This is a genomic window from Anaerostipes butyraticus (genome assembly GCF_016586355.1).
GTDB classification, from domain to species: Bacteria; Bacillota; Clostridia; order Lachnospirales; family Lachnospiraceae; genus Anaerostipes; species Anaerostipes butyraticus.
The window spans coordinates 18,132-39,103 of record NZ_BLYI01000043.1; the positions used below are offsets into that span (position 1 = coordinate 18,132).

The 20,972-nt window shown below is 43.6% G+C and carries 24 protein-coding genes; 4 read left to right on the forward strand and 20 right to left on the reverse strand.

Annotated elements, in window-relative coordinates:
* Positions 1–12 precede the first annotated feature (12 nt).
* Complete coding sequence (locus tag JMF81_RS09430) at positions 13–960, reverse strand: M14 family metallopeptidase (protein WP_201311206.1); 948 nt, start codon at positions 958–960, stop codon at positions 13–15.
* A complete protein-coding gene (locus tag JMF81_RS09435) occupies positions 957–1,895 on the reverse strand; it encodes a M14 family metallopeptidase (RefSeq protein WP_201311207.1) in 939 nt (312 codons plus the stop codon). Before JMF81_RS09435 ends, JMF81_RS09430 begins: the two co-directional genes overlap by 4 nt.
* 197 nt (positions 1,896–2,092) lie before the next feature.
* Between JMF81_RS09435 and JMF81_RS09440 the strand changes: the two genes are divergently transcribed.
* The gene (locus JMF81_RS09440) at positions 2,093–2,413 is read left to right on the forward strand and encodes a DUF1292 domain-containing protein (protein WP_201311208.1); all 321 of its coding nucleotides are present in this window, start codon (positions 2,093–2,095) and stop codon (positions 2,411–2,413) included.
* 51 nt (positions 2,414–2,464) lie between these two features.
* On the opposite strand, the gene JMF81_RS09445 is transcribed toward JMF81_RS09440, so the two are convergent.
* From JMF81_RS09445 to JMF81_RS09505, 13 genes are all read right to left on the reverse strand, one after another.
* Positions 2,465–3,001, reverse strand: a complete 537-nt coding sequence (locus tag JMF81_RS09445; protein ID WP_243282599.1) for a DUF1653 domain-containing protein — start codon at positions 2,999–3,001, stop codon at positions 2,465–2,467.
* The gene (locus JMF81_RS09450) at positions 2,998–4,851 is read right to left on the reverse strand and encodes an ATP-dependent helicase (RefSeq protein WP_201311209.1); all 1,854 of its coding nucleotides are present in this window, start codon (positions 4,849–4,851) and stop codon (positions 2,998–3,000) included. Before JMF81_RS09450 ends, JMF81_RS09445 begins: the two co-directional genes overlap by 4 nt.
* Positions 4,848–6,308 (reverse strand): glutamate--tRNA ligase, encoded by a 1,461-nt coding sequence (gene gltX / locus JMF81_RS09455; protein ID WP_201311210.1) that lies wholly within the window; start codon positions 6,306–6,308, stop codon positions 4,848–4,850. The genes JMF81_RS09450 and gltX overlap by 4 nt, the downstream gene beginning before the upstream one ends.
* Positions 6,309–6,399: 91 nt before the next feature.
* Positions 6,400–7,605: a [FeFe] hydrogenase H-cluster maturation GTPase HydF gene (hydF, locus tag JMF81_RS09460; protein ID WP_201311211.1), complete on the reverse strand. Its 1,206-nt coding sequence runs from the start codon at positions 7,603–7,605 to the stop codon at positions 6,400–6,402.
* Between the two features lie 16 nt (positions 7,606–7,621).
* A complete protein-coding gene (locus tag JMF81_RS09465; RefSeq protein ID WP_201311212.1) occupies positions 7,622–8,512 on the reverse strand; it encodes a DNA/RNA non-specific endonuclease in 891 nt (296 codons plus the stop codon).
* A 66-nt stretch (positions 8,513–8,578) separates the two neighbouring features.
* Positions 8,579–8,977 carry a hypothetical protein gene (locus JMF81_RS09470; protein WP_201311213.1) on the reverse strand — a complete coding sequence of 133 codons (399 nt, stop codon included), beginning with the start codon at positions 8,975–8,977 and terminating at the stop codon, positions 8,579–8,581.
* A 95-nt stretch (positions 8,978–9,072) separates the two neighbouring features.
* Complete coding sequence (locus JMF81_RS09475) at positions 9,073–9,570, reverse strand: prolyl-tRNA synthetase associated domain-containing protein (RefSeq protein WP_201311413.1); 498 nt, start codon at positions 9,568–9,570, stop codon at positions 9,073–9,075.
* 113 nt (positions 9,571–9,683) lie between these two features.
* Entirely contained in the window at positions 9,684–11,393 is a 1,710-nt protein-coding gene (gene ptsP, locus JMF81_RS09480) for a phosphoenolpyruvate--protein phosphotransferase (protein ID WP_201311214.1), read from the reverse strand.
* Positions 11,394–11,426: 33 nt separating this feature from the next.
* Entirely contained in the window at positions 11,427–11,690 is a 264-nt protein-coding gene (locus tag JMF81_RS09485) for an HPr family phosphocarrier protein (protein ID WP_201311215.1), read from the reverse strand.
* A 231-nt stretch (positions 11,691–11,921) separates the two neighbouring features.
* A complete protein-coding gene (locus JMF81_RS09490) occupies positions 11,922–12,413 on the reverse strand; it encodes a CAT RNA binding domain-containing protein (RefSeq protein WP_201311216.1) in 492 nt (163 codons plus the stop codon).
* An 11-nt stretch (positions 12,414–12,424) separates the two neighbouring features.
* On the reverse strand, positions 12,425–13,660 hold the full coding sequence (gene hflX, locus JMF81_RS09495) for a GTPase HflX (protein WP_201311217.1): 1,236 nt from the start codon (positions 13,658–13,660) through the stop codon (positions 12,425–12,427).
* A gap of 4 nt (positions 13,661–13,664) precedes the next feature.
* The gene (locus JMF81_RS09500; RefSeq protein ID WP_201311218.1) at positions 13,665–14,117 is read right to left on the reverse strand and encodes a hypothetical protein; all 453 of its coding nucleotides are present in this window, start codon (positions 14,115–14,117) and stop codon (positions 13,665–13,667) included.
* A 179-nt stretch (positions 14,118–14,296) separates the two neighbouring features.
* The gene (locus JMF81_RS09505) at positions 14,297–14,656 is read right to left on the reverse strand and encodes a hypothetical protein (RefSeq protein WP_201311219.1); all 360 of its coding nucleotides are present in this window, start codon (positions 14,654–14,656) and stop codon (positions 14,297–14,299) included.
* 253 nt (positions 14,657–14,909) lie between these two features.
* On the opposite strand from JMF81_RS09505, the gene JMF81_RS09510 reads away from it, so the two are divergent.
* From JMF81_RS09510 to JMF81_RS09520, 3 genes are read left to right on the forward strand one after another with little or no spacing between them, the layout of a single operon-like run.
* Entirely contained in the window at positions 14,910–15,248 is a 339-nt protein-coding gene (locus JMF81_RS09510; protein WP_201311220.1) for a PadR family transcriptional regulator, read from the forward strand.
* Positions 15,249–15,275: 27 nt separating this feature from the next.
* Positions 15,276–15,665, forward strand: a complete 390-nt coding sequence (locus JMF81_RS09515) for a DUF6120 family protein (RefSeq protein WP_201311221.1) — start codon at positions 15,276–15,278, stop codon at positions 15,663–15,665.
* A 4-nt stretch (positions 15,666–15,669) separates the two neighbouring features.
* Positions 15,670–16,155: a hypothetical protein gene (locus tag JMF81_RS09520; protein ID WP_201311222.1), complete on the forward strand. Its 486-nt coding sequence runs from the start codon at positions 15,670–15,672 to the stop codon at positions 16,153–16,155.
* A 69-nt stretch (positions 16,156–16,224) separates the two neighbouring features.
* Here JMF81_RS09520 and JMF81_RS09525 read toward each other — a convergent pair whose 3' ends face one another.
* From JMF81_RS09525 to JMF81_RS09545, 5 genes are all read right to left on the reverse strand, one after another.
* Positions 16,225–17,049: an aldo/keto reductase gene (locus JMF81_RS09525; protein ID WP_201311223.1), complete on the reverse strand. Its 825-nt coding sequence runs from the start codon at positions 17,047–17,049 to the stop codon at positions 16,225–16,227.
* Between the two features lie 17 nt (positions 17,050–17,066).
* Positions 17,067–17,882 carry an SDR family oxidoreductase gene (locus JMF81_RS09530; RefSeq protein ID WP_201311224.1) on the reverse strand — a complete coding sequence of 272 codons (816 nt, stop codon included), beginning with the start codon at positions 17,880–17,882 and terminating at the stop codon, positions 17,067–17,069.
* 117 nt (positions 17,883–17,999) lie between these two features.
* Positions 18,000–18,848 (reverse strand): MurR/RpiR family transcriptional regulator, encoded by an 849-nt coding sequence (locus JMF81_RS09535; protein ID WP_201311225.1) that lies wholly within the window; start codon positions 18,846–18,848, stop codon positions 18,000–18,002.
* Between the two features lie 14 nt (positions 18,849–18,862).
* Positions 18,863–20,125, reverse strand: a complete 1,263-nt coding sequence (locus tag JMF81_RS09540; protein WP_201311226.1) for an alcohol dehydrogenase catalytic domain-containing protein — start codon at positions 20,123–20,125, stop codon at positions 18,863–18,865.
* A 15-nt stretch (positions 20,126–20,140) separates the two neighbouring features.
* Entirely contained in the window at positions 20,141–20,962 is an 822-nt protein-coding gene (locus tag JMF81_RS09545) for a PTS system mannose/fructose/sorbose family transporter subunit IID (protein ID WP_201311227.1), read from the reverse strand.
* Between the last annotated feature and the right edge of the window lie 10 nt (positions 20,963–20,972).

A 20,972-nucleotide genomic window follows, 5' to 3' on the forward strand; every position in this document is an offset into this window, starting at 1 on the left:
GCTTCCTCCCATTTACTCATGTAGTTTTTTTATAATCTGAAATGCGGTTGCATTTTCCAATATTGTCGGCTGGTTTGCAGCGTAAAATACGATTCCGTTGACATTTGACCGGACTTCCGCCAGGCGGTTCCCTTCATAAGGATCCAGAATCTCACCCAGCATCTGCCCTCTCTGCACTTCTTCATTGACTCCGGCAAACCGTCGGAAGAATCCTGCGGCTTTCGTTCTTACCTGAACCATATCCTCTTCTTCTATAATACTAGCAATATACCCATTATGGCAATTATATTTTAAAATTCCCATCCTGGTCAGAAACCGCAGGACAGATGACACTGCCTGTTTTGCCAGCGGCTCATCCAGATTTCCCGTTGCGCCGGAATAAATGGAAAAAGCATCGGTTCCATTGATCTGCCAGTTATAATTTAAAGTTGTTTTATCATAATTGCGGTGTTTGCTTGTTACCACATACGGAAGACCGAACAGGTTTGCGAGGCTCACACTCTCTTTTCCTGTAGAAGGCATCCGCACATGAGGAATAAAATCTCCTTTCCGGTAAAAGGATGGAAAATGAATTCCATACCGGAATCCTTTCGTCTTGTCTAACAGATGCGCTGCCAGACGGCTGGTTGTATCCCCATCAAAATTTCCCGGAAACTGACGGTTAATATCACTGTTGTCAGATACCCAGTATTTCATCCTGACATTCATGGAAAAATTATTGACGCATGGAACGACGAGAATCTGATTTTCTCCGACAATCGCTCCCTCTGCTTCCAGTTCTTTCAGCCGTTTTACCAGCAGCGAGCAGATAAACAGCTGCTGATATTCATTTCCCCGCATGGCCCCTACGATACACGCGGCAGGCTCTGCCAGATCTCCCTGTTTTCCAAACCGGTATCCTTCTATCTTAAATTCATTTCTCAGATAAGAGGAAAACGAATAAAGTATTTCTTTTTTCATAGATGATTTCCTCCTATGATTCTTGCCACCAGAGAACCTTCCGCTGCTCCCGGATGTTCCCTGAGTGTCATGATAATTCCATCCGTCGGCGCAATGATTTCTTCTTCCACCGCCCCCAGCAGAGGATTCGTGATCGTCCCGATGACTTCTCCTTTGCGTACATGATCTTTCAGCCTCTTATGTGAGACAAACAGTCCGCTTGACTCACAGTTCATATAAAAAATCTCATCTTCCCTGATGACCGGAACTTTTTCTCGTGGACTGACCGGTCCGTTCCAAATGCCAAGTTCTTTCATGACCGCAAAAATTCCTTCTATGATCTGTTCGCAGAAATCATATTTGATCCGGAAAGCCGCCCCTGATTCCGTAACCAGAGCCGGAATCCCCATCTGATTCATCGTATAAGCCAGACTCCCCTGATTCACGGAAGCAGACGGATGAATCCATACCAGATCCGTATTCATCTGCTTGGATAAATAAAGCAGTTCCTCACTGTAATCGTCATTCAGACGTACCTGCGGCACCTCCTGGAGGAAAATATTGCTGGAATGGATATCGATACAGCAGGACGCGCCCTTCATATCTTCCACGAGTTTTGCCGCTGTATAATCTTCCATTCCCCCGTTGATATCTCCCGGAAACACCGTGCTGTAGTCAATATTCGTGATCGGCACTGACCGCGTCCTGGCCTCCAGCCCCAATGGATTAATGGCCGGATACACATCTACGATTCCTGACAGCAGGGAATAATCTTCCTTGATCCTTTTGATGATCTCACTGCAGATATACTGTCCTCCCAGTTCATCTCCATAGATTCCTGAGACGAGGCATATCCTTCTCTCATTCCCTTTCATATGATCCGGCGTCAATGAGTTCTTTTTGATCTTTAACTGCTCACCAACGGGCAGTTTTACCGATGCTACTGTCTCTATCATCTTCACGCCTCTTTTCTGTGCTGTTGTCTCTCCGTCTGTTCCACAGGACAGACATTCTTATCTCTGCTTTTCCGTATCGTATCATAGAAGAAATGGGTTGTCAATCAGCTGCGGTTTCATGCTTTTTGCCGTACTTTCCTTGCTTTTTTCCGAAAGGTTTAGTATAGTGAAAAAAACAATAGAAATGAGGTATGATCATGAGCGAATTTGAAGATAACATTATCGAAGAAGATAACCCTGTCCTTCATCTGGAACTGGAAGACGGAACTGTTATGGACTGCGCCGTTGTCGCCATCTTTGAAGCTGGCCCTCAGACTTATATCGCACTGATTCCTGTCGAGGAACTGGACAGCGAAGAAGAAGAAACCGCGCTGCTGCTGTATCGTTACGTTGTATCCCCAGAGGATGAGGAATCCTTTGATCTTGAAAACATTGAAGATGATGAGGAATACAAACTGGTCACAGATACTCTTGATGAAATTTTAGAAGAATCTATTGAAGACGGAGACAGCTTCTGATCTTTCACTAAAAAGTTCTGCCTGATCTTCGGTTCTGTCCGGAACCAGAGATCAGCGGGGCTTTTTTTCGTAATGTACTTTTGTTTTTAATATTTTTTCCAGTTCATTGTATTTTTCTTCCCTGCTCTGTCCATTCAAAACACAGTCCATGGACAGGCTCATGGAATCCAGCATAATCTCGGATACCGTATCTTTATACCGCATCAGCACATCCAGCCTGCTCTGATGATCCGGCGCATCCAGGAACTCAAGAAGCGGATTATTTTCCTCAAAACTCAGGGTTTCCTGTTCCGGTTCTTCCTCCTGTTTCTTTGATATTATGGAATCTTCCTGTTTTCTGATATCTTCCGGTTCTACTTTTTCAAAACGATATTCCTGCTCCGCCTCCGGATATTTCCCCCGGTCCACCTCGCTCATAAACATGGAAAGAGGCCTTGCAAAGACTTTAAAGTCCCCATACAGCGCCTGATAAACTACCAGCTTTTCCCCTGTTTCCGAATGTTCTGCCACCGTAATGATCTGATACAGATTATTCTTAAAATGGCGGTAAATTTCTCCGGCTCTCGGTGTCATTCTCTTATCACTCATACGTGTCCCTCCCCGGTTTTCGTTGTTGTTTCTATCTCTTTCAGGAATCTGGATTCCCGGCTGTCTTTATTATACAGCTTTTCTACCGAAAATACATGCAGATATTTCCTGGCGCGGGTTGCCGCTACATAGAACATTCTTCGTTCTTCTTCAATATCTTCCTCTTTTATGGATTTTTTATGAGGTATCACATCTTCATTGATATCCGGCAAAAACACCCGGTCAAATTCCAGTCCTTTGGAACTGTGCATTGTACTTATGACAACACCATTTTTTTCTGTCTGGTTTTCCTTTGACTGCCGGTTTAATTCTTCCGTATATTCCTGTATATAATCAAACCATTCTTCATAGGTCTCAAATCCTTTTGCACTGTCCTGCACCTCTTCCAGAACCTGCGTCAGTTCTTCTTCCTGCATTCTCTGGAATCCTGCATATTCAGAAAGATACGCATTGTATCCGACAGATTTTCGGATATAAGTGATCGCCGCTGCCGGCGTCATCTTAGCAAGGATTCGGATGTCCTCTTTCATTTCCTCTATATTGTCATACAGCCATGGTTTTTCTTTTGTCTTTTCCAGCAGATCTTCAAAAGAGACCTGCGGCTCTGTCAGGTATTCCCGGCTGATATAACGTTTCGGCCGGTTCATCACTCTGAGAAACGTACTTCTCCTTCTGTCTCCCATGGCAAGCCGCATGTAGTCAATCAGATTTTTCGCGATCCAGTGATCAAAAAGATTCGGCACCGCATCTCTCATGCAAAACGGAATGTTATATGCCATCAATGCCCCGATCAGCTGCCTCGGCCCCTGATTGGTTCTTGTCAGCACTGCGATCTGAGACAGAGGCCGTTTCTTCGCCATCTCCTCCCGAATCGTATATACAATATGTTTATTTTCTTCCCTCTGGTCTTTAAATCTTCTGATTTCCACCGGATGCTTCGGACCCTGAAACGCCTCCATTTTTTTTGGAAATCGTTTTGTATTATGGCAGATGATCTTCTCGCCAAAGGTAACAATTTCTTCTCCCGACCGAAAATTCGTATTTAATATAACCTGCTGAGTCTCCGGATAATCCTTTGGAAATCCCAGCATCAGTTCCGGACGGGCGCCCCGGAATTTGTAAATAGACTGATCATCATCTCCGACAATAAACAAATTTCTTTTTGGCTCTGCCAGCAGTCTGACAATCTCATACTGTATTTTATTAATATCCTGAAATTCGTCGATCAGGATATATGGGAATCTCTGCTGCCATGCCGCCCGGATATCTTCTCTCTCCTTCAGAAGTTCATACGTATAGATCAGTATATCATCGAAATCAATCCATCGGTTCTGATGCAGTTTTTTCTCATAAGCTTCATAAATTTCCCGGAACACTTCATCCCCGCAGCTGCTGCTGTGATAATAATCCAGAGAAATCATCTGTCCTTTGACCAGACTGATTTCCTGAATCACCGACCGGATCAAGTCTCCGTCATCCTCTGCATCAAGGCGGCGGTCATAGAGAATTTCCCGGATCATGTCATATTTCCTGGATTCCGGCAGAATATTTTCTGCCCGGTACCCGTAGGCATGCCGGAGCATCATAAAGAAAACAGAATGAAAGGTTCCAAAGGAAACCGGCAGAGTCTTCCCTGCCAGCCTTTGAAACCTCTCTCTCATCTCCGCCGCGGCTGCTCTTGTAAATGTAATCACAAGAATATGCTCCGGCTGCACTTTATAATGACCGATCAGATACTGGACCCGCTTTGTGATCACCAGTGTCTTTCCCGATCCAGGACCGGCAAGCACCATCATCGGTCCATCTTTGTGCGTAACCGCCTTTTTCTGAGCCTGACTTAATCTGCTCACGAAATTTCAGCCTCCAGCCTGCCAACTGCCGCGTTAATCCTTCGGATGGATTCTTCTTTTCCAAGAAGCTCCATAAGTTCTGTCGCCCCGCCCGGCGTCATCTGTTTTCCGGAAAGTGCTGTACGCACCGGCCACATTACATATCCGTTTTTATATCCATGCTCTTTGGCAAAAGCAAGAAGCATTTCATAAAGAGCATCATTGGAAAAATCTTCCTGCGCTTCAATAACCGGAAGCACTTCCTTTAATACATCCAGAGAAGATTCCGGTGTTGTCTTCATCTTTTTATGTTTGTACATGGAAATATCGTAATCCGGCACCTGCTCAAAAAAGTCAATATGTTCCGGAATTTCTGTCAGTCTCTCGATTCTCGTCTTCACCATGGAAAGAATCTTATCAAAATCCATCTCCCGATGGATTACGTCCTTAACGATCGGCAGCGCCATTTCCTTAAAACGGTCGAAATCCATTGCCTTAATATACTCTCCGTTCATCCAGGAGATTTTTTTCATATCAAAAACAGCCGGTGTCTTTGACATGTGATGATAGTCAAAAATTTCCTCCAGTTCTTTTAAAGAAAAGATTTCCTGTTCTCCTCCCGGGCTCCATCCAAGAAGCGCCACAAAATTGACGATTGCCTCCGGCAGGAATCCCTGCTCCAGAAGATCTTCAAACGAAGAATGGCCCTTTCTCTTGCTCAGTTTCTGATGATCCTCATCTGTAATCAGCGGGCAATGGATATAGACAGGCTTTTCCCATCCAAAAGCATCATAAAGACGATTGTACTTTGGTGTGGAAGACAGGTATTCATTTCCTCTTACCACATGAGTGATTCCCATCAGATGATCATCGACCACATTGGCAAAATTATAGGTCGGATATCCATCGGATTTGATCAGGATCATATCATCCAGTTCAATATTATCTACTGTGATCTCTCCGTAAATCTCATCCGTAAATGATGTTGTCCCTTCCGTCGGATTGTTCTGACGAATCACATACGGCACCCCTGCATCCAGCTTCTCCTGCACTTCCTCTTTGCTCAGAGACAGGCAGTGCTTGTCATAATGGCTGATCATGACGTCCCCTGATTTTACCTTCAGGCTGTCCAGACGTTCCTGATCACAGAAGCAGTAATATGCCTCTCCCTTATCGATCAGTTCTTTTGCGTATTTCATATAAATACCCTGAGCCTGACGCTCACTCTGGACATACGGACCGACGCCTCCATCCTTATCCGGACCTTCATCATGGCTTAAACCTGCTTTTTCCAGTGTCTTGTAAATGATCTCTTCTGCACCTTCCAGTTTTCTTACCTGATCAGTATCTTCGATTCTCAAAATAAAATCACCGCCTGCATGGCGCGCGATCAGATACGCGTACAGGGCAGTTCTTAAGTTTCCTACATGCATCTTCCCTGTCGGGCTTGGTGCAAATCTGGTTCTTACTTTGCTCATGGTTTTCTCCTATTCTTAAATCCTGTTTCAGGAATTTTTTTCATTGCTTTTCCATTCTACAAAACTTCCATCTTTTTGTAAAGAATTCCTCTTATAACTCATTTAAAATTTTAAGCGCTTCCGGAAAAGGCTCCAGAGATCTTTCCAGAATTCCTTTGATGCAGGCAATCAAAACGCCATAATTGACGATCGGGACGCCTGCTTCCACCGCTCTCTGGATCCGGCTTTTCATTTCTCTGCGGTTTAACATACATCCGCCGCAGTGGATGATCATCTGATAGTCCTCCAGATCATCCGGAAAACCGTTTCCGCTGCTTGTCTCAATCTGAAACTCTTTTCCTGTGTACTGACGAAGCCATCTTGGAATCTTCACGGTTCCAATGTCGTCACACTGTCTGTGGTGGGTGCATCCCTCTGCAATCAGGATCCTGTCACCATCTTTTAAAGATTTCAGCGCTCGGATACCGCGGATTTCTTCTTCCAGATCTCCTTTATATCTGGCAAATAAAATAGAAAAGGATGTCAGCATAATATCATCCGGCACATCCTCCGCCACCTGTTCAAAAGCCTGAGAATCCGTAATCACAAGAGCCGGCCTGGTTCCTAATTTCTCAAGAACTCCTGCAAGTTCGAAATCCCGGACAACCACAGATGCCGCGCCGGATTCCAGAAGATCCCGGATCGTCTGCTGCTGCGGCAGAATCAGACGGCCTTTCGGCGCCGCAGAATCAATCGGAACCACAAGAACGACCAGATCCAGCGGATCCACCAGATCTCCTGCGATCTTCTGTGTCTCCTTTTCTGAAGGCACGATCCTGCCAATGGCTTCTTTTAATTCCTGGATTCCTTCTCCTGTTACCGCACTGACATAGCAGGCATCCTCATCTGTTTCTTCTCTTTCAGACAGATCAATCTTGTTATACACTTTCAAATATGGAATCTTTCTCTTCTCCATCAGTTCCATCATATCCTGCTCAAAACTCGTTACTCCCTGTGCGGCATCCATAATCACAAGAGCAATATCTGCTTTGCTCAGTACCTCTTTTGCCTTCTTCACACGTTTTTCGCCCAATTCACCCTCATCATCCAGGCCAGGCGTGTCAATCATTACGACCGGTCCCAAAGGAAGCAGTTCCATGGATTTATATACAGGATCCGTAGTCGTTCCTTTAACTTCAGATACGATTGCCAGTTCCTGATTGGTCAGTGCGTTGATCACGCTTGATTTTCCGGCATTTCTCTTTCCAAACAATGCGATATGGATTCTGTCACTTCTTGGTGTCTCATTTAAACTCATATTTTTGTCCTTTCTGTTATCGCTGTGCTTTTCGATAACCTGCTGCTTGCGCCTCTTTTTCGCTGTGGAAAATGATCAGATTCTTTGAATCCGCCATCTTATTATAATCTCTCTGCCCAGGGCAGTGGTAGACTTTCGATCTTTTGTTGCCCCGGATTTCCTGCTGTGAGCTGGATGCCTCCGCTGTACTGTCTGAATCTTCTGACGCCTTATGGCTGTCTCCGGTTTTGTAATCAATATCAATTCCATCCTGCACATTATAGACAAAGACATTAAACTCTATGTCCTCTCCTTTGTCCTCTACTGACATTGCCTCCATCTGGACCCCTTTCGCCACAAGGTCATCTCCCTCAAAAACAGGAGTTACCCGGTAAAGAACATGATTTCCTGTCTCACGGACATAATCTCCTACCATTTCTTCATATGGAAGCATTCCATCCACATTAAAAGACCGGGTTCCTGTGATCAGGTTCTTCTTATTGGCATTTTCACCGGTCAGCTGATAAGCGATCAGATGACACCTGTTATACAGATATTTTCCATCCACGTTATCATATTTGACCGTATGCCAGCCGGTTGGTTTTACCATTCCGATAGCGCCTCTCTCTTTTGTCGGCATAATATCTTTGCCGATACAGGCCTGCGCCGTCTGACATCTTCCTTCATCATCCAGGTCGCTGTAGGATTCATATGACTTTTCCGTCAGATCATCCTCATCAAAATCCGGCCGATTATCATCCAGCACGATGGTCATCCTGCCGGAATAGTCCGGGATGCTGCTGCTCTGCGCCGTTTCCTGACTGGTGCTGTCTTTCTTTCCTGTTCCTTCTGTCCCGCACCCCCACAGCGCCGCGGCAAAAATTACCGCCATAAAAAGGACGGTGACTTTCTTCATCAATCTCTTCATGCCTTTTCTTCCCCCAATTTATATTCTCTGAATGGATCTGATTTCATGTCTTTTGACATGAACACGTCATCTGATGTACGTTTCCTGGAGAATTCTGTGGGTGGATCCATCAAATTCCCGGCTGCTCTCCAAGGTCCAGTCATCCAGGGAAAGATCCAGCGTCTGATCTGCTGGATAAACTTTATTCCATCGAAAGACATAAATTTTTTCAATCCGGTCTTCCACTGGACAAAGTTTCTGATCCTCCACAAGACAATAATCACCAGCCCGGGCCCGGAACAGAAAATCCTCACAGACAACTGCCTGCGGAAATTCCCGGTACAGTTTTCTTGTATACTGATTCATATAAATCCTGGCATCTCCTATCAGCTGACGGATATATGCTCTCAGTCCCCGATCCTGGCTCTGTCTTCTGTTATGAAACATCATTCCGTTTTTATCATCCAGACAAATTAAAATGAACAATTTTCCAATCCTTTCAGAGTTTTATCAGAATGTTTGTTTGGTTTCCTTTTCTTAGTATATAACATTCCGAGAAAAAATCCTAGTAAGTTTCTATCTTAAATACGAATCCAGGCAAAAGAGTTTCCATGTTCTTTGATGATCTTCACCAGATCCTCCGTTTTCATCCACAGAGTTGCCCGGTTATCATTGGGATGAACTGCCATATAAGAATATTGTTTCAGATCCTGGTCAAAAAAGACCTCAACCATACATTCTGTATCATTCAGAATTCCAAGAGGAGATACCGATCCTGGCGATACGTGAAGATACCGTTCCAGACGTTCCTCTGACGCAAAACTCAGCCGGGAGCTTTTTATCTCTGCCCGTACCTGTTTCAAGTCTGCCTGTTTGTCATCCCGGACCACAACGAGAAAATGTCTCTTCCCGCTGCCGTCTCTTAAAAACAGATTTTTGGCGCCAATGCCATCTTTATGGTGCCATAAATTCCTTTCCTGTATCTCTTCCACCGTATAAACAGGTTCATGTTCCATACATTCATATGGAATCTTTTTTTCATCCAAAACTGCCAGCACCTTTTTTCCTTCTTCCGTCATACTCACTTCTTCATCTCACCTCCTGTCCAGTATAATACTGTATACACTTTATCTTTAAAAAACAGAAAAGGTCCCGTCTGTACGGAACCTTTTCCTATGTTCGAAAGCTTGTCTTAGCTTCTCGCTCTCTCCTGCAATAATTCTTTTACTTCCTTCTCTGTCTCCAGCTGCATCACTTCATCAGCCAGTGCCTTGCATTCGTCCATTGTCCACAGAGACATAACTTTTCTTGTTGCAAGGATTGCTGTTGCGCTTACTGAAAACTCATTTAATCCAAATGCCAGAAGTACTGGAACTAACAGCGGATCGCTTGCCGCTTCTCCGCACATACCTGCCATAATGCCTTCTTTGTTTGCAGCTCCGATGATATTCTTGATAGAACGAAGAACTGCCGGATTATATGCAGAGTACAGATAAGCAACATCTGGATTTCCTCTGTCTGCCGCCATTGTATATCCAGTCAGGTCATTTGTACCGATACTGAAGAAATCTGCTTCTTTTGCAAGAATGTCTGCAATCAAGCTGGCTGCAGCTGTTTCCATCATAACACCGACTTCGATGTCTTTATCGTACGCGATTCCTTCCGCGTCTAATTCACCCTTGATCTCTTCGATCAGGGCTTTCACTGCGCGAAGTTCATCTACGCAGGTAACAAGCGGAACCATGATACGAATCTTTCCGAAAGCACTTGCGCGAAGCAGTGCTCTTAACTGAGGTTTATAAATCTCCGGACGCTGGAGACAGAAACGTACCGCACGGAATCCTAAGAATGGATTTTCTTCTGTTGGAAGTCCAAGATATGGAAGCGCTTTATCTCCTCCAATATCCAGTGTACGGATGATAACCGGTTTTCCTTCCAGAGTTTCTGCTACTTTCTTATAAGCCTCGAACTGAGATTCTTCTGATGGAACGTCATTGCTTTCCATGAACAGGAATTCTGTCCTGAATAAGCCAACACCCTCTCCATCTTTCTCTAATACGCCTGCTGCTTCATCCGGTCCTCCGATATTGGCAACCAGTTCTACAACATGTCCATCTGCTGTCTGAGATGGTTTTCCTACGAACTTAGCCAGTGCCGCTTTTTCTTCCAGGAATTTTGCTTTCTTTTCTTTATATTCTTCAACAATAGAAGCTTCTGGTTTTACATAAGCTTCCCCTGTTGCACCGTCTAATACAACTTCATCTCCATCCTGGACAATGGATGTGATATTTTCAATACTTAAGACTGCAGGGATTTCCATAGATCTGCAGATAATTGCAGAATGGGAAGTCTTTCCTCCAATCTCAGTCAATACACCTTCAACATTATCCGGATTGATGCCAGCCGTCATGGATGGTGTCAGATCTTCTGCGACCAAAACCGTACCTGCCGGTACTGCACTGATATCAACATCTTCAATGCCAAGTAAAATTTTAATCAAACGAGTTTTGATATCACCTAAGTCAGAAGCTCTTTGCTGGGTTAATTCGTCTTCTGCCATTGAAAAGATCTGCGCGAAGAAATCACACGCCTCTTCAACCGCTGCTTCCGCGTTGATCTTCTCTCCATCGATCTTCGCTTCAATCTGCTCTGTGATCGCCGGATCCTGGATCATAAGAATATGTCCTTCCAGAATCTCAGATTCCTGCTCTCCAGCCGTTACTTTCATTGCTTCTACCATCTGGGTGGTTTTCTCAATGAAAACTTCAATGGCATCGCTTAAACGTTTCTTTTCTGCTTCTGTATCTTCGATCGTTGTCTTTGTGTAATTAAGTTCCTGTTCCTTAATTACAACAACCTTTCCGATACCGATTCCTGCAGATGCTCCTATACCTTTATACATACTAACACCCGTCCTTTTATCAAATATTTGTTCTTATTCCCCTAATCCAGATTCGATTAATTCTGTTGCATGTGCAAGTGCTGCTTCTTCATCAGGACCTTCACATACTAATTCGATTTCAGAACCACATTTGATGCAGGCACCAATGATATTTAACAGGCTCTTTGCGTTGATTTTCTTATCTTCAAAAATAATTGTTACATCAGATTCAAATTTTGTAACCGCCTTTGCAAGAACACCTGCCGGTCTCATGTGTAATCCCTGTTCGTTCTCAATGACAAATTTCTTTGATACCATAATTAAATCTCCTTCTCTTGTTTAGAATTATTAAAATATGCGTCCGGACTGCTGTTGGCGGCCGCAGGAATTCCGGGCAGCCTCATACCCGCAAAAAGAAAAAAAGACCCCCTCCAATAAATGCAGTCCACACTCATTGAAAAAGGTCTTGCCTGCCTTACCAGTAACAATCCATATTCAATACATATATAATACCAAATACCTTCTCTTAAGTCAACAAATTTTCCCTGATTAAATCTCTCTTTCCATCATCAGACGTTTGACGTAAATGATCAGATACATCTTTTCATCGGCAGACAGTCTGCAGTGATAGTGTTCCTCAATATGTTCTACGATTTTCTGACTGCAGATATAAGCTTCCGGATATTTTTTCTGATTTCTTTCGTAAAATTCCACATCGTCTTCTTCATCCTCTTCATCTTTCCGGTGACCGGAAAGAATTTCAGATTCCATATATTCCAGATGGGTGGCAAACCGCTGATACGCCGGTGTTTCCGAATCCAGGGAAACTTCATAAAATTCCTGTATGATCGCCATGATTTCCTGAACGAAAGGAGACGTTGCCCTTTGATCCAGGGTAAAGATCTTTTCAATTTTGTTTTTATCCAGCTCGTCTCCTGCCTTCTTTCGAAATCCGATTCCTTTCCCCATCAGGATGACCTCCCTGTTATTGGTATCAAAAGTACTGACTACATTATTATTAATCACCTTTTGAATGATCATTTATCTCCCTCCTAAACACTGCCTAAAATTTCTTTTGGAATATATGCTTCCACGTAGATTCCATCTTCCCTGTATTCTTCTTTCACAAGCTGGCCGTAACTGCGGATCATCTGTATCTTTCCCGCCTCACTGTAGGAATATAATTTTTCAATATACAGTTTCTTCCTCTGCAGGAGTTCCTCTGCCTCAGAAAGGAGTTCATCCACTCCCTCTCCTGTCCTGGCTGATATCTTTACCGTCATCTGTGCCTTCGGATCTTTTAACACCATATCATGTTCCACCAGATCCATCTTGTTAAACACTGTGATCACATCAGATCCCACAGCTCCCAGCTGTTTTAAAGTCTCATAAACCACTTCCATATGCTTTTCTTTCTGAGGATTGGAAGCATCCACTACATGGAAAATCAGATCGCTGTATTTTGCCTCTTCCAGAGTACTCCGGAAAGCGTCCACCAGATGATGAGGCAGTTTCCGGATAAACCCTACGGTATCTGTCAGAAGCACCGTCTGTCCGCTGCCGAGTTCCAGGCTCTTGGTCGTCGGATCCAGGGTGGCAAACAGCTGATTCTCCTCCAGAACACCTGCGTTGGTCAGGTAATTTAACAGGGTAGATTTCCCGGCGTTGGTATAACCGACAATGCAGATCACCGGCACATGGTTTCTCTGCCGCTGCTTTCTCTGTACTTCCCGGTGCCGGATTACATCCCTTAACTCTGCTTTTAAATGGGAAATCCTCCGGCGGATCAGCCGCCTGTCCATCTCCAGCTTTTTCTCTCCCGGTCCTCTTGTTCCGATTCCTCCTCCCAGTCTGGACAGGGCAGTCCCCTGTCCGGTCAGTTTAGATGCCCGGTACTTAAGCTGGGCAAGTTCTACCTGGATATTTCCTTCCTTTGTATAGGCTCTTCCGGCAAAGATATCCAGAATCAAAAGGGTGCGGTCCATGACTTTTGTATCCAGCATACGCTCCAGATTTCCAATCTGCGCCGGGGACAATTCATCGTCACAAATAACCCCCGTAGCGTCTGTTCCATATAAAAGGGCGTTAACCTCATCAATTTTTCCTTTTCCAATATAAGTTGCCGGGTGAGGAGTCTCCCGGATCTGAATCACCCTTGCCGCAGTTTCCGCGCCGGCGGTCTTCGCCAGTTCCTCCAGTTCGTCCAATGATTCTTCCGCTTCCTCCTGCCGTTCTGCCACGGCAATTAATATTACTCTTTCTTTTTGTTCCTGTCTGATTTCTTCCATATTCTTAATTCCCTGTTGTTTGTTCTAAAATCTGCCGTACTGCCATATCAAATGCCTGTTCCTTGGAATTTTTCGGATCCGAAACTTTTCGCATCAGCAGTTCATTCTTTCTTTTTTCCCGATCCATCTCTGCATATTTTTTCACATCGATTCCAATATATTCCTCACAGGTGCGTCCTTCCAGTTCCATATCCTGATCGGTCACACTCCAGGCATCCATGACTCTCTGATCATCTCCCACCGCCAGCATCAGAGTCACAGGCTTTGCGAATATATTCGTCTGGGAAAATCCCATGGCAACCCTGGCTCTGCCCTGATATTCTTTCTTAAATTCTTTATACATGGAAGCAGTATATTTGGACCGCTGATTCTGCATATAGGTAAAACACAGAAAAATAAGCAGAGCAAAAATCAGCAGAAACACTCCTGCTATGATCGTGGTCATTTCCATTTTCATCCTTTCTCTCACAAAACTACAGATATTATACAACGAATCTCCCCTTCTTGTCAGCATAAAATAAAAGCAAAGAACACAATTTCCTACGAAGTAAAAAAGCCTGTCTGAGATCTCGTCTGCCGTTTAACGGTAACTTTCACTCAGACAGGGCTTTTTATTTATCGAGAAACAATATATGTTTAACTTCTTCTTATAAGAGAATACAAAATCCCGCCCAGAAAAATAAAATATATATAAACAAATCCATTGGTCATTAAGAGAAAGTATCCTGTTTTTATTCCAAAAATCCAGATCATCAAAGGGACAAGAATATCAACACCACATAATATCTTTGTCTTCTGATCTTGTTTTTCCTTGTGGATCGTTTCTGCCACAGCTAGAATCAACACTCCAATCACACAATAGCCGAAACATTCCAGCAGAAAGAAAGCGGTAACCGGAACATCTGCCTGACTTAATATACTCTCCCTGAAACCACAGATAATATAACAGATTAAATAAGCTATTACAGGACCTGCCAAGATTATTATCTTCTTCATAACCATTCCCCTTTCTTTTTAATATTTAAGTTCTCTTTTTCAATCCTATATTGTTATTCACCTCCTCCGTTTCTTATCTTTCCTGATGCAGCCTGCGCCAATTTTATATTACACTTGTGAATCTATATTTATTGTATATCTTTTTATTGTTTCCGTCAATCAATATTTTGAACAGCAAAATATTGATTAAATAAATCTTGTCTGTTAGAATATATACAGAACAATTATCAAGAAACAGAAAGGTTTGATCAACATGGCAAATCGCAACAACTTTATCACTGGAATTACAGAAATGTTGATTCTATCTCTTCTTGAAAAGGGAGACAGCTATGTATACCAAATATCAAAATCTATCAAAGATTTATCCGACAATTCTCTTTCTATTTCACAAAATACATTATATTCTGCTACTTATAAATTAGAAAATGAAGGATATATCAGTGAATATTCAAAAAAAGTCGGAAAAAAACGAACTCGAATTTATTACAAATTAGAGCCAGAAGGAAAACAGTATCTGGTATCTATTCGTGATAATTACCAGCAAGTAGTCCAAGGCGTTCATGCAATTCTCTGTCGTCTTAATCAAGAATAATTTATAGAAGGGAGTGAAATTTTATTTATGAAAAGAAAATCTTTTACTGCAATTTATTTGCATAAAATAAAAAACTTATTTCCAATTCTGGGGAAACAAGAACGTCAATATCTTAAGGGTTTTGAAAATACTGTCCAGGATTATGCCGATGACCATTCAATTCTATCTATTCAAGATTTGATCAGAGAATTTGGAACACCTCAAGAAGTTGTTGATTCTTATATCAATCAGGCAGATTCCAATTATCTTAGCAAGAAAATGAAAAAGAATACTTTTATAAAACGTATTGTTCTTATCGTTGTCTCTTGTCTTTTAATGTTCATCGGATTTTATGCAGTTCTAGTATATAAAGATTTTCAAATAACAAAAAATGAACATATTGAAAAAGAAGAAATTATTATAGAATATGAGGAGTAAAGCTATGAGACAATCTAAGAAAAAATATTTTATCTTTTTATCTATTGCATATTTTATTTTTGTCCTGTCAATTTCTACTTCTGTAAATGCTTCTGAACAATTACTCACAGAAGTTGAACATCTTGAAAATGGTGATTATATCGAAATACTCTTAGAGTATGATTCCACCCCTGCTATCACATTATCTTCATCTTCAAAAACAATCTCTGGTAGTAAGACAGTACGCTATAAATCTGGCAACACCACCCTTTGGACACTAAAAGTCAAAGGCTCTTTTTCTTACAATGGTTCTTCTTCAAAATGTACCAGTTCTTCTGTCTCTACAACATCTCCTGGAAAAACTTGGTATATCAGCAAATCTTCTGCTTCAAAAAGCAAAAATTCCGCAACTGCAAAAGCTACTGCTCAACGAAAAGTTTCTGGTATTGTTTTACAGACTGTAACCCGCTCCGTTACTCTTACATGCAGTAAGTCCGGTAAACTATCTTAAAAATCAGGCCGCAGAACATCCGATTCCTTTCCGATGTTCTGCGGCCCGATCCTCTGATCCTGCACAGTTTTATGCTTCTTTATATTCCGCCGGGTATCCTCTGCCGGTCTCTGCCCTGTGGTCCATGGTCATCATCAGTTTCATATCTTCTTCTGATAATTCAAAGTCAAAAATGTCTCTGTTGGAAATGATGCGTTCTTTATGGACAGATTTCGGGAGACTTACGATGCCTCTCTGCAGGTGCCACCGGAGAATGATCTGCGCCGGCGTCTTTTTGTATTTTTCCGCCAGTTTCATGATTTCCGGCTCTCCCAGCTGCTTTCCTTTCCCCAGCGGTCCCCATGCTTCCACGATAATTCCCTGTCCTTTACAGTAATCCACCGTATCTTTCTGCACGAGGAACGGACAAATCTCAATCTGATCCACCGCCGGAGCAACATTTGCAGTTTTCTCCAGCCGTTTCAGATGGTTTTCATTAAAGTTGCTGACGCCGATATTCTTTATCAGCCCCTGATCGTAATATTTTTCCAGAATCTTCCATGATCCTGCCACATCGTTGATCGGCCAGTGGAGAAGATACAGATCCAGATACTCCAGACCCAGCTCTTTTAATGTTTTTTCGAAAGCCGCTTCCTGCTTCCCTTCCACCATGTCCGTATACCAGATTTTGCTGGTGACAAAAATCTCTTCTCTCGGAATGCCGCTGTCTCTGACGGCTGCTCCCACCTGAGCTTCATTTTCATAATAGCTTGCCGTATCCAGATGGCGGTATCCCGCCTCCAGGGCATCCAGGCAGGCCTGATATCCTTCATCGCCTCTGCTGTCCCAGCTTCCCATGGCCACCACCGGAATCCGGTTTCCGTTGTTCATCTGAAATGTTGATTGTAGATTCATCTTACACCTCCGTGTTCTTATCCTCTGGTTTTTCCTCCCGCCACATTGATCGTCACTCCATGGACATAGGAGGCTCTTTCGCTTGCCAGATATACACACATATCCGCTACTTCACTTAATTTTCCGGAACGGCTCAGAGGCGTTGTGGAAGTACTTGCGTATCCCGCTCTCAGATCATCCACTGTGATGCCTCTGGTATACGCAAGAGCTGACTCATAAGCCAAAGTACGAAGCCCGGTCGCTTCCATAATGCCAGGCGCAACGCCGACCACACGGACGCCCTGTTTTCCCAGTTCCTTCGCCCAGGATCTGGTCAGAGAGTTCACTGCGTTTTTTGTCGCCGCATACACGCTCTGTCCCTCAGATCCTTCCAGGCCGCTCTCAGATGACATATTGATGATGACTCCTTTTCCTTTTTCTGTCAAGACCCGGGCAGCCGCCTGAGCGCAGAAGAAAACTCCTTTCAGATTGACATTGCATACTTTATCCCATACAGCCTCATCCAGTTCATACTGTCCTTTCGGATCTTTCGGATCCACCAGGAGTCTTGGAATATTGATGCCCGCATTATTCACCAGCACATCGATGGTTCCGAAGATTTCGGTTACCTTTCGTACCATTTCTTCTACTTCCTGTGGTTTTGTGACATCTGTTCTTATATAAGCAAACTGACCTTGTCCGGCTTCCAGATCCGGAGCCTTTTCCGCCATATCTGAAACTGCCACATTGGCTCCTACATTTAAAAATTCCTGTGCCACTGCCTTTCCGATCCCGGATGCGCCTCCGGTTACGATTACTGTTTTTCCTTCTAAATCCAACCAGCTATCTTTCATTTTTTTCTCCTTTTCTATCATTGGACAGGAAAATTTCCCCTGTCTCTGTTTATCACACAAAAAAGGAGGCATCGTTTTATGATGCCTCCAGATCTGTTTCCGATTCTTCCTGAAATATCACATTTTTTCTTCCGCAACAGACTGTTCGTGTTCCGCCACATTTTTGAAGGAATCCCATTTGGTAGAAAACAAGAACAGGAACAGACAGTCAATCACTGACATTGCCGCCATTCTTGTAAAACTCACCTGATCGTGGAAAATATGTTCCCTCGTTGCTGTCAGCAGAACATAGTCACATGCCTCCGCCAGCGGAGACTTTGCCTGATTGGTGACAGCCACCGTTACCGCTTTGTTTTCTTTTGCAATCTCAACCATATTGAGCAGATGTTTGGATGCTCCGGACGCTGATATGGCGAACATAATATCTTTTTCCCTGAGAAGGCGGGAAAACGCCTCCTGACTCTCCCAGATAGTCGAACTGACCGCCTTAAGTCCCAGCTGATTGAACTTATAAGTTCCATCCAGCGCAATAGGAATTGTATTGCCCATGGCGGCAAATTCGATCATATCCGCCTGCAGGATCAGGTCAATAATCTCCCTTAATTCTTTCGGATCAAAATTGGAGTATGTCGCCTTTAATTCTTCCAGCTTGCTTCCCAAAATGTTGTTCAGCGACTGCTCCATATGGTCCAGGTTGATCTCGTTGGAAATCACCTGTTCTTCCTGCTGTCTTTGCTCTCCGGCCATCTTGATTTTCAGCTGATGAAATCCTTTGCATCCGATCTTCTTACAAAATCTGACAATGGTCGCCTGACTTGCCTCACAGTGCTTCGCAAGCTCTGATACAGACATCTCGATTGCTTCTGCCGGGTGGCTGATCAAATAATCTGCTACTTTCTTTTCTGCATCATATAAACTACCGTATGTTGAAAATATTTGATCCCGAACTGATATTTCGCTGCTCATAATACCCCTTTCTGTCAGATATCAGGAGCATTGTTCATGAAATACCTTTCCGCCTCACCGCTCCATAAATATCCGTGTTTTGCCAAAATCGTTTTTAATCCTTTAATAAAATTATTTTCACTTATTTCCCCGATTTTGTCAACTTCGATCACCGGATATTTATGATGGGTATATACTATTTTTTTCCCTCCGCCGATTTCCGGCAGATGTTTTGTCGTCTCCGCTGCCTGATCCAGCCCAAGGACATGGGTCACGATCTTTGCCGCATTGACAGTCTTATTCTCAATCAATTCAATGGACTGTTTCATATCTGCTGTATTGCCGCCGCTGGTCCCTACAAAATGAGTCGAATTATAATGAATATCATAAAAATTCACATCAGCGCTGAATGCTGTGTCTGCGGGACCTGAAAAGAAATTCAGGCACCCGTCATACTTAAGCATATCGGCTCCATAGGAAACCATCTCCCGGTCTGGCGCAAAAATCATTACATCATCAAATCCTGCCTGGTCTTCAGTATACTGACAGAGTGTCTGCGCAGTATCTTCCATGTTTCTTGTATTTACATAAACCAGCTTTACACCGTTTTGAGCAGCCTCTTTCACCGGATACAGCTTTTCTGCCATATCAATCTTAGACTGCGTCCGCCCGGTCACCACAAGAACAGACGGTTTTTTCGGTCCGTGAATGGCAAAGTCAATGGCTAAAAATCCCATAGGGCCAGTGGCTCCAAGAAGTGCCATGGCTCCGCCTTCCCGAATTCCCATCACATGCTCATGACTATACATTTCTTTCATATGATACTGGGCATTAAAAGCTCCAACTACACAGGAAAGCGGCTCCACCAGGGAGCCCTCAAAGAAGGTGTCTCCCTGATATTTTAAAAGCGAGCCATTCTCCATGACCTGATTGGAAAATATGATCTTTGTTGCATCTCCCCCCATCCAGCGGAAGGAATATCCCGGGGCATATCCCCGCTTATCTCCGATATTCGGCTGTATGACAAACTTATCACCTGGCTGATACTGATCTTTCCATTTTTCTCCGACCTGAAGAATTCTTCCGCAAAATTCATGTCCCAGAATAACCGGATTTTCTTCAATATCTTCCGGCACTTTTTTATGCCGCTGCGCCTGAGTGACTGCTTTATAGCTTGACATACACAGGCTGTCTGTCACAACCTCTGCCAGAATTTCATCTTCTTTCATTTCCGGCAGCTGAAACTCTTCCAGTCGTACATCCATCTCTCCATACAGTCTGACTGCCTTTGTTACCATATTTTTCCCTCCTGGCTATGCTAAAATTCCTAAACCGTATCCAACGATTCCTACAATAAACAAGATAAAGATAATCGCGATCGGACTGATATTTTTCTTCAGCATCTTTGATACAATCAGAGTCAGGACTAAAGCAAGGAGACCTGGAAGCAGCTGATCCAAAATATCCTGTACTGTTGTAACTGTCGTTTTACCGTTTGCCGTTACTTTTGAGACAACAAGAGGCACGTTGATCGTTGTCCAGGCAGATACCAGCGCACCCATGACAAACAATCCGAGAATGGATGCTCCTTCGGTTACTTTCTGCAGCATATTGCCTGCCAGATGCTGTACGAAATCCAGTCCCTTTTTATATCCGAACTCCAGTCCGAAATACAGTGCGGCAAGACGTACCAGATTAAATGCCACGAAAAACAATACCGGCCCTAAAAGACTTCCATTTAAGGCAAGAGATGCGCCAATTGCCGCAGTGATCGGGCGAAGAGTTCCCCAGAAAATAGGATCTCCGACTCCGCAGAACGGACCCATCAGTCCGATTTTGATACTTCCAATGGTTCCTTCATCGATATCGGCTCCGTTTGCCTTAGATTCTTCCAGGGCTGCGGTCACTCCGAGGACCGGGCCTACCGCTCCCGGCGTGACATTGAAAAATGTCAGATGCCTCTTAAGCGCCGCAACTCTTTCTTCCTTTGTATCATAAAGCCTCTTGATTGCCGGCACCATATCAAACGCCATGCCCAGTCCATGCATACGCTCATAGTTAAAGGATGCCTGCTGCAGATTGGTCCTTAAAAACATATTGATTCGATCTTTTTTCGTTAATTTCTTCTCACTCATTGTTCTCCTC

What these genes read in the sequence shown, in the direction of transcription:
- JMF81_RS09435 (WP_201311207.1), bottom strand. Translation starts at nt 1,895, where the DNA reads ATGATAGAGACAGTAGCATCGGTAAAACTGCCCGTTGGTGAGCAGTTA.
- JMF81_RS09490 (WP_201311216.1), bottom strand. Translation starts at nt 12,413, where the DNA reads ATGATCATTCAAAAGGTGATTAATAATAATGTAGTCAGTACTTTTGAT.
- JMF81_RS09530 (WP_201311224.1), bottom strand. Translation starts at nt 17,882, where the DNA reads ATGAAAGATAGCTGGTTGGATTTAGAAGGAAAAACAGTAATCGTAACC.
- gltX (WP_201311210.1), bottom strand. Translation starts at nt 6,308, where the DNA reads ATGAGCAAAGTAAGAACCAGATTTGCACCAAGCCCGACAGGGAAGATG.
- hflX (WP_201311217.1), bottom strand. Translation starts at nt 13,660, where the DNA reads ATGGAAGAAATCAGACAGGAACAAAAAGAAAGAGTAATATTAATTGCC.
- JMF81_RS09485 (WP_201311215.1), bottom strand. Translation starts at nt 11,690, where the DNA reads ATGGTATCAAAGAAATTTGTCATTGAGAACGAACAGGGATTACACATG.
- JMF81_RS09500 (WP_201311218.1), bottom strand. Translation starts at nt 14,117, where the DNA reads ATGAAAATGGAAATGACCACGATCATAGCAGGAGTGTTTCTGCTGATT.
- JMF81_RS09430 (WP_201311206.1), bottom strand. Translation starts at nt 960, where the DNA reads ATGAAAAAAGAAATACTTTATTCGTTTTCCTCTTATCTGAGAAATGAA.
- JMF81_RS09475 (WP_201311413.1), bottom strand. Translation starts at nt 9,570, where the DNA reads ATGACGGAAGAAGGAAAAAAGGTGCTGGCAGTTTTGGATGAAAAAAAG.
- ptsP (WP_201311214.1), bottom strand. Translation starts at nt 11,393, where the DNA reads ATGTATAAAGGTATAGGAGCATCTGCAGGAATCGGTATCGGAAAGGTT.
- JMF81_RS09520 (WP_201311222.1), top strand. Translation starts at nt 15,670, where the DNA reads ATGAGACAATCTAAGAAAAAATATTTTATCTTTTTATCTATTGCATAT.
- JMF81_RS09545 (WP_201311227.1), bottom strand. Translation starts at nt 20,962, where the DNA reads ATGAGTGAGAAGAAATTAACGAAAAAAGATCGAATCAATATGTTTTTA.
- JMF81_RS09535 (WP_201311225.1), bottom strand. Translation starts at nt 18,848, where the DNA reads ATGAGCAGCGAAATATCAGTTCGGGATCAAATATTTTCAACATACGGT.
- JMF81_RS09510 (WP_201311220.1), top strand. Translation starts at nt 14,910, where the DNA reads ATGGCAAATCGCAACAACTTTATCACTGGAATTACAGAAATGTTGATT.
- JMF81_RS09525 (WP_201311223.1), bottom strand. Translation starts at nt 17,049, where the DNA reads ATGAATCTACAATCAACATTTCAGATGAACAACGGAAACCGGATTCCG.
- JMF81_RS09445 (WP_243282599.1), bottom strand. Translation starts at nt 3,001, where the DNA reads ATGAGTGATAAGAGAATGACACCGAGAGCCGGAGAAATTTACCGCCAT.
- JMF81_RS09515 (WP_201311221.1), top strand. Translation starts at nt 15,276, where the DNA reads ATGAAAAGAAAATCTTTTACTGCAATTTATTTGCATAAAATAAAAAAC.
- hydF (WP_201311211.1), bottom strand. Translation starts at nt 7,605, where the DNA reads ATGAGTTTAAATGAGACACCAAGAAGTGACAGAATCCATATCGCATTG.
- JMF81_RS09540 (WP_201311226.1), bottom strand. Translation starts at nt 20,125, where the DNA reads ATGGTAACAAAGGCAGTCAGACTGTATGGAGAGATGGATGTACGACTG.
- JMF81_RS09505 (WP_201311219.1), bottom strand. Translation starts at nt 14,656, where the DNA reads ATGAAGAAGATAATAATCTTGGCAGGTCCTGTAATAGCTTATTTAATC.
- JMF81_RS09440 (WP_201311208.1), top strand. Translation starts at nt 2,093, where the DNA reads ATGAGCGAATTTGAAGATAACATTATCGAAGAAGATAACCCTGTCCTT.
- JMF81_RS09465 (WP_201311212.1), bottom strand. Translation starts at nt 8,512, where the DNA reads ATGAAGAGATTGATGAAGAAAGTCACCGTCCTTTTTATGGCGGTAATT.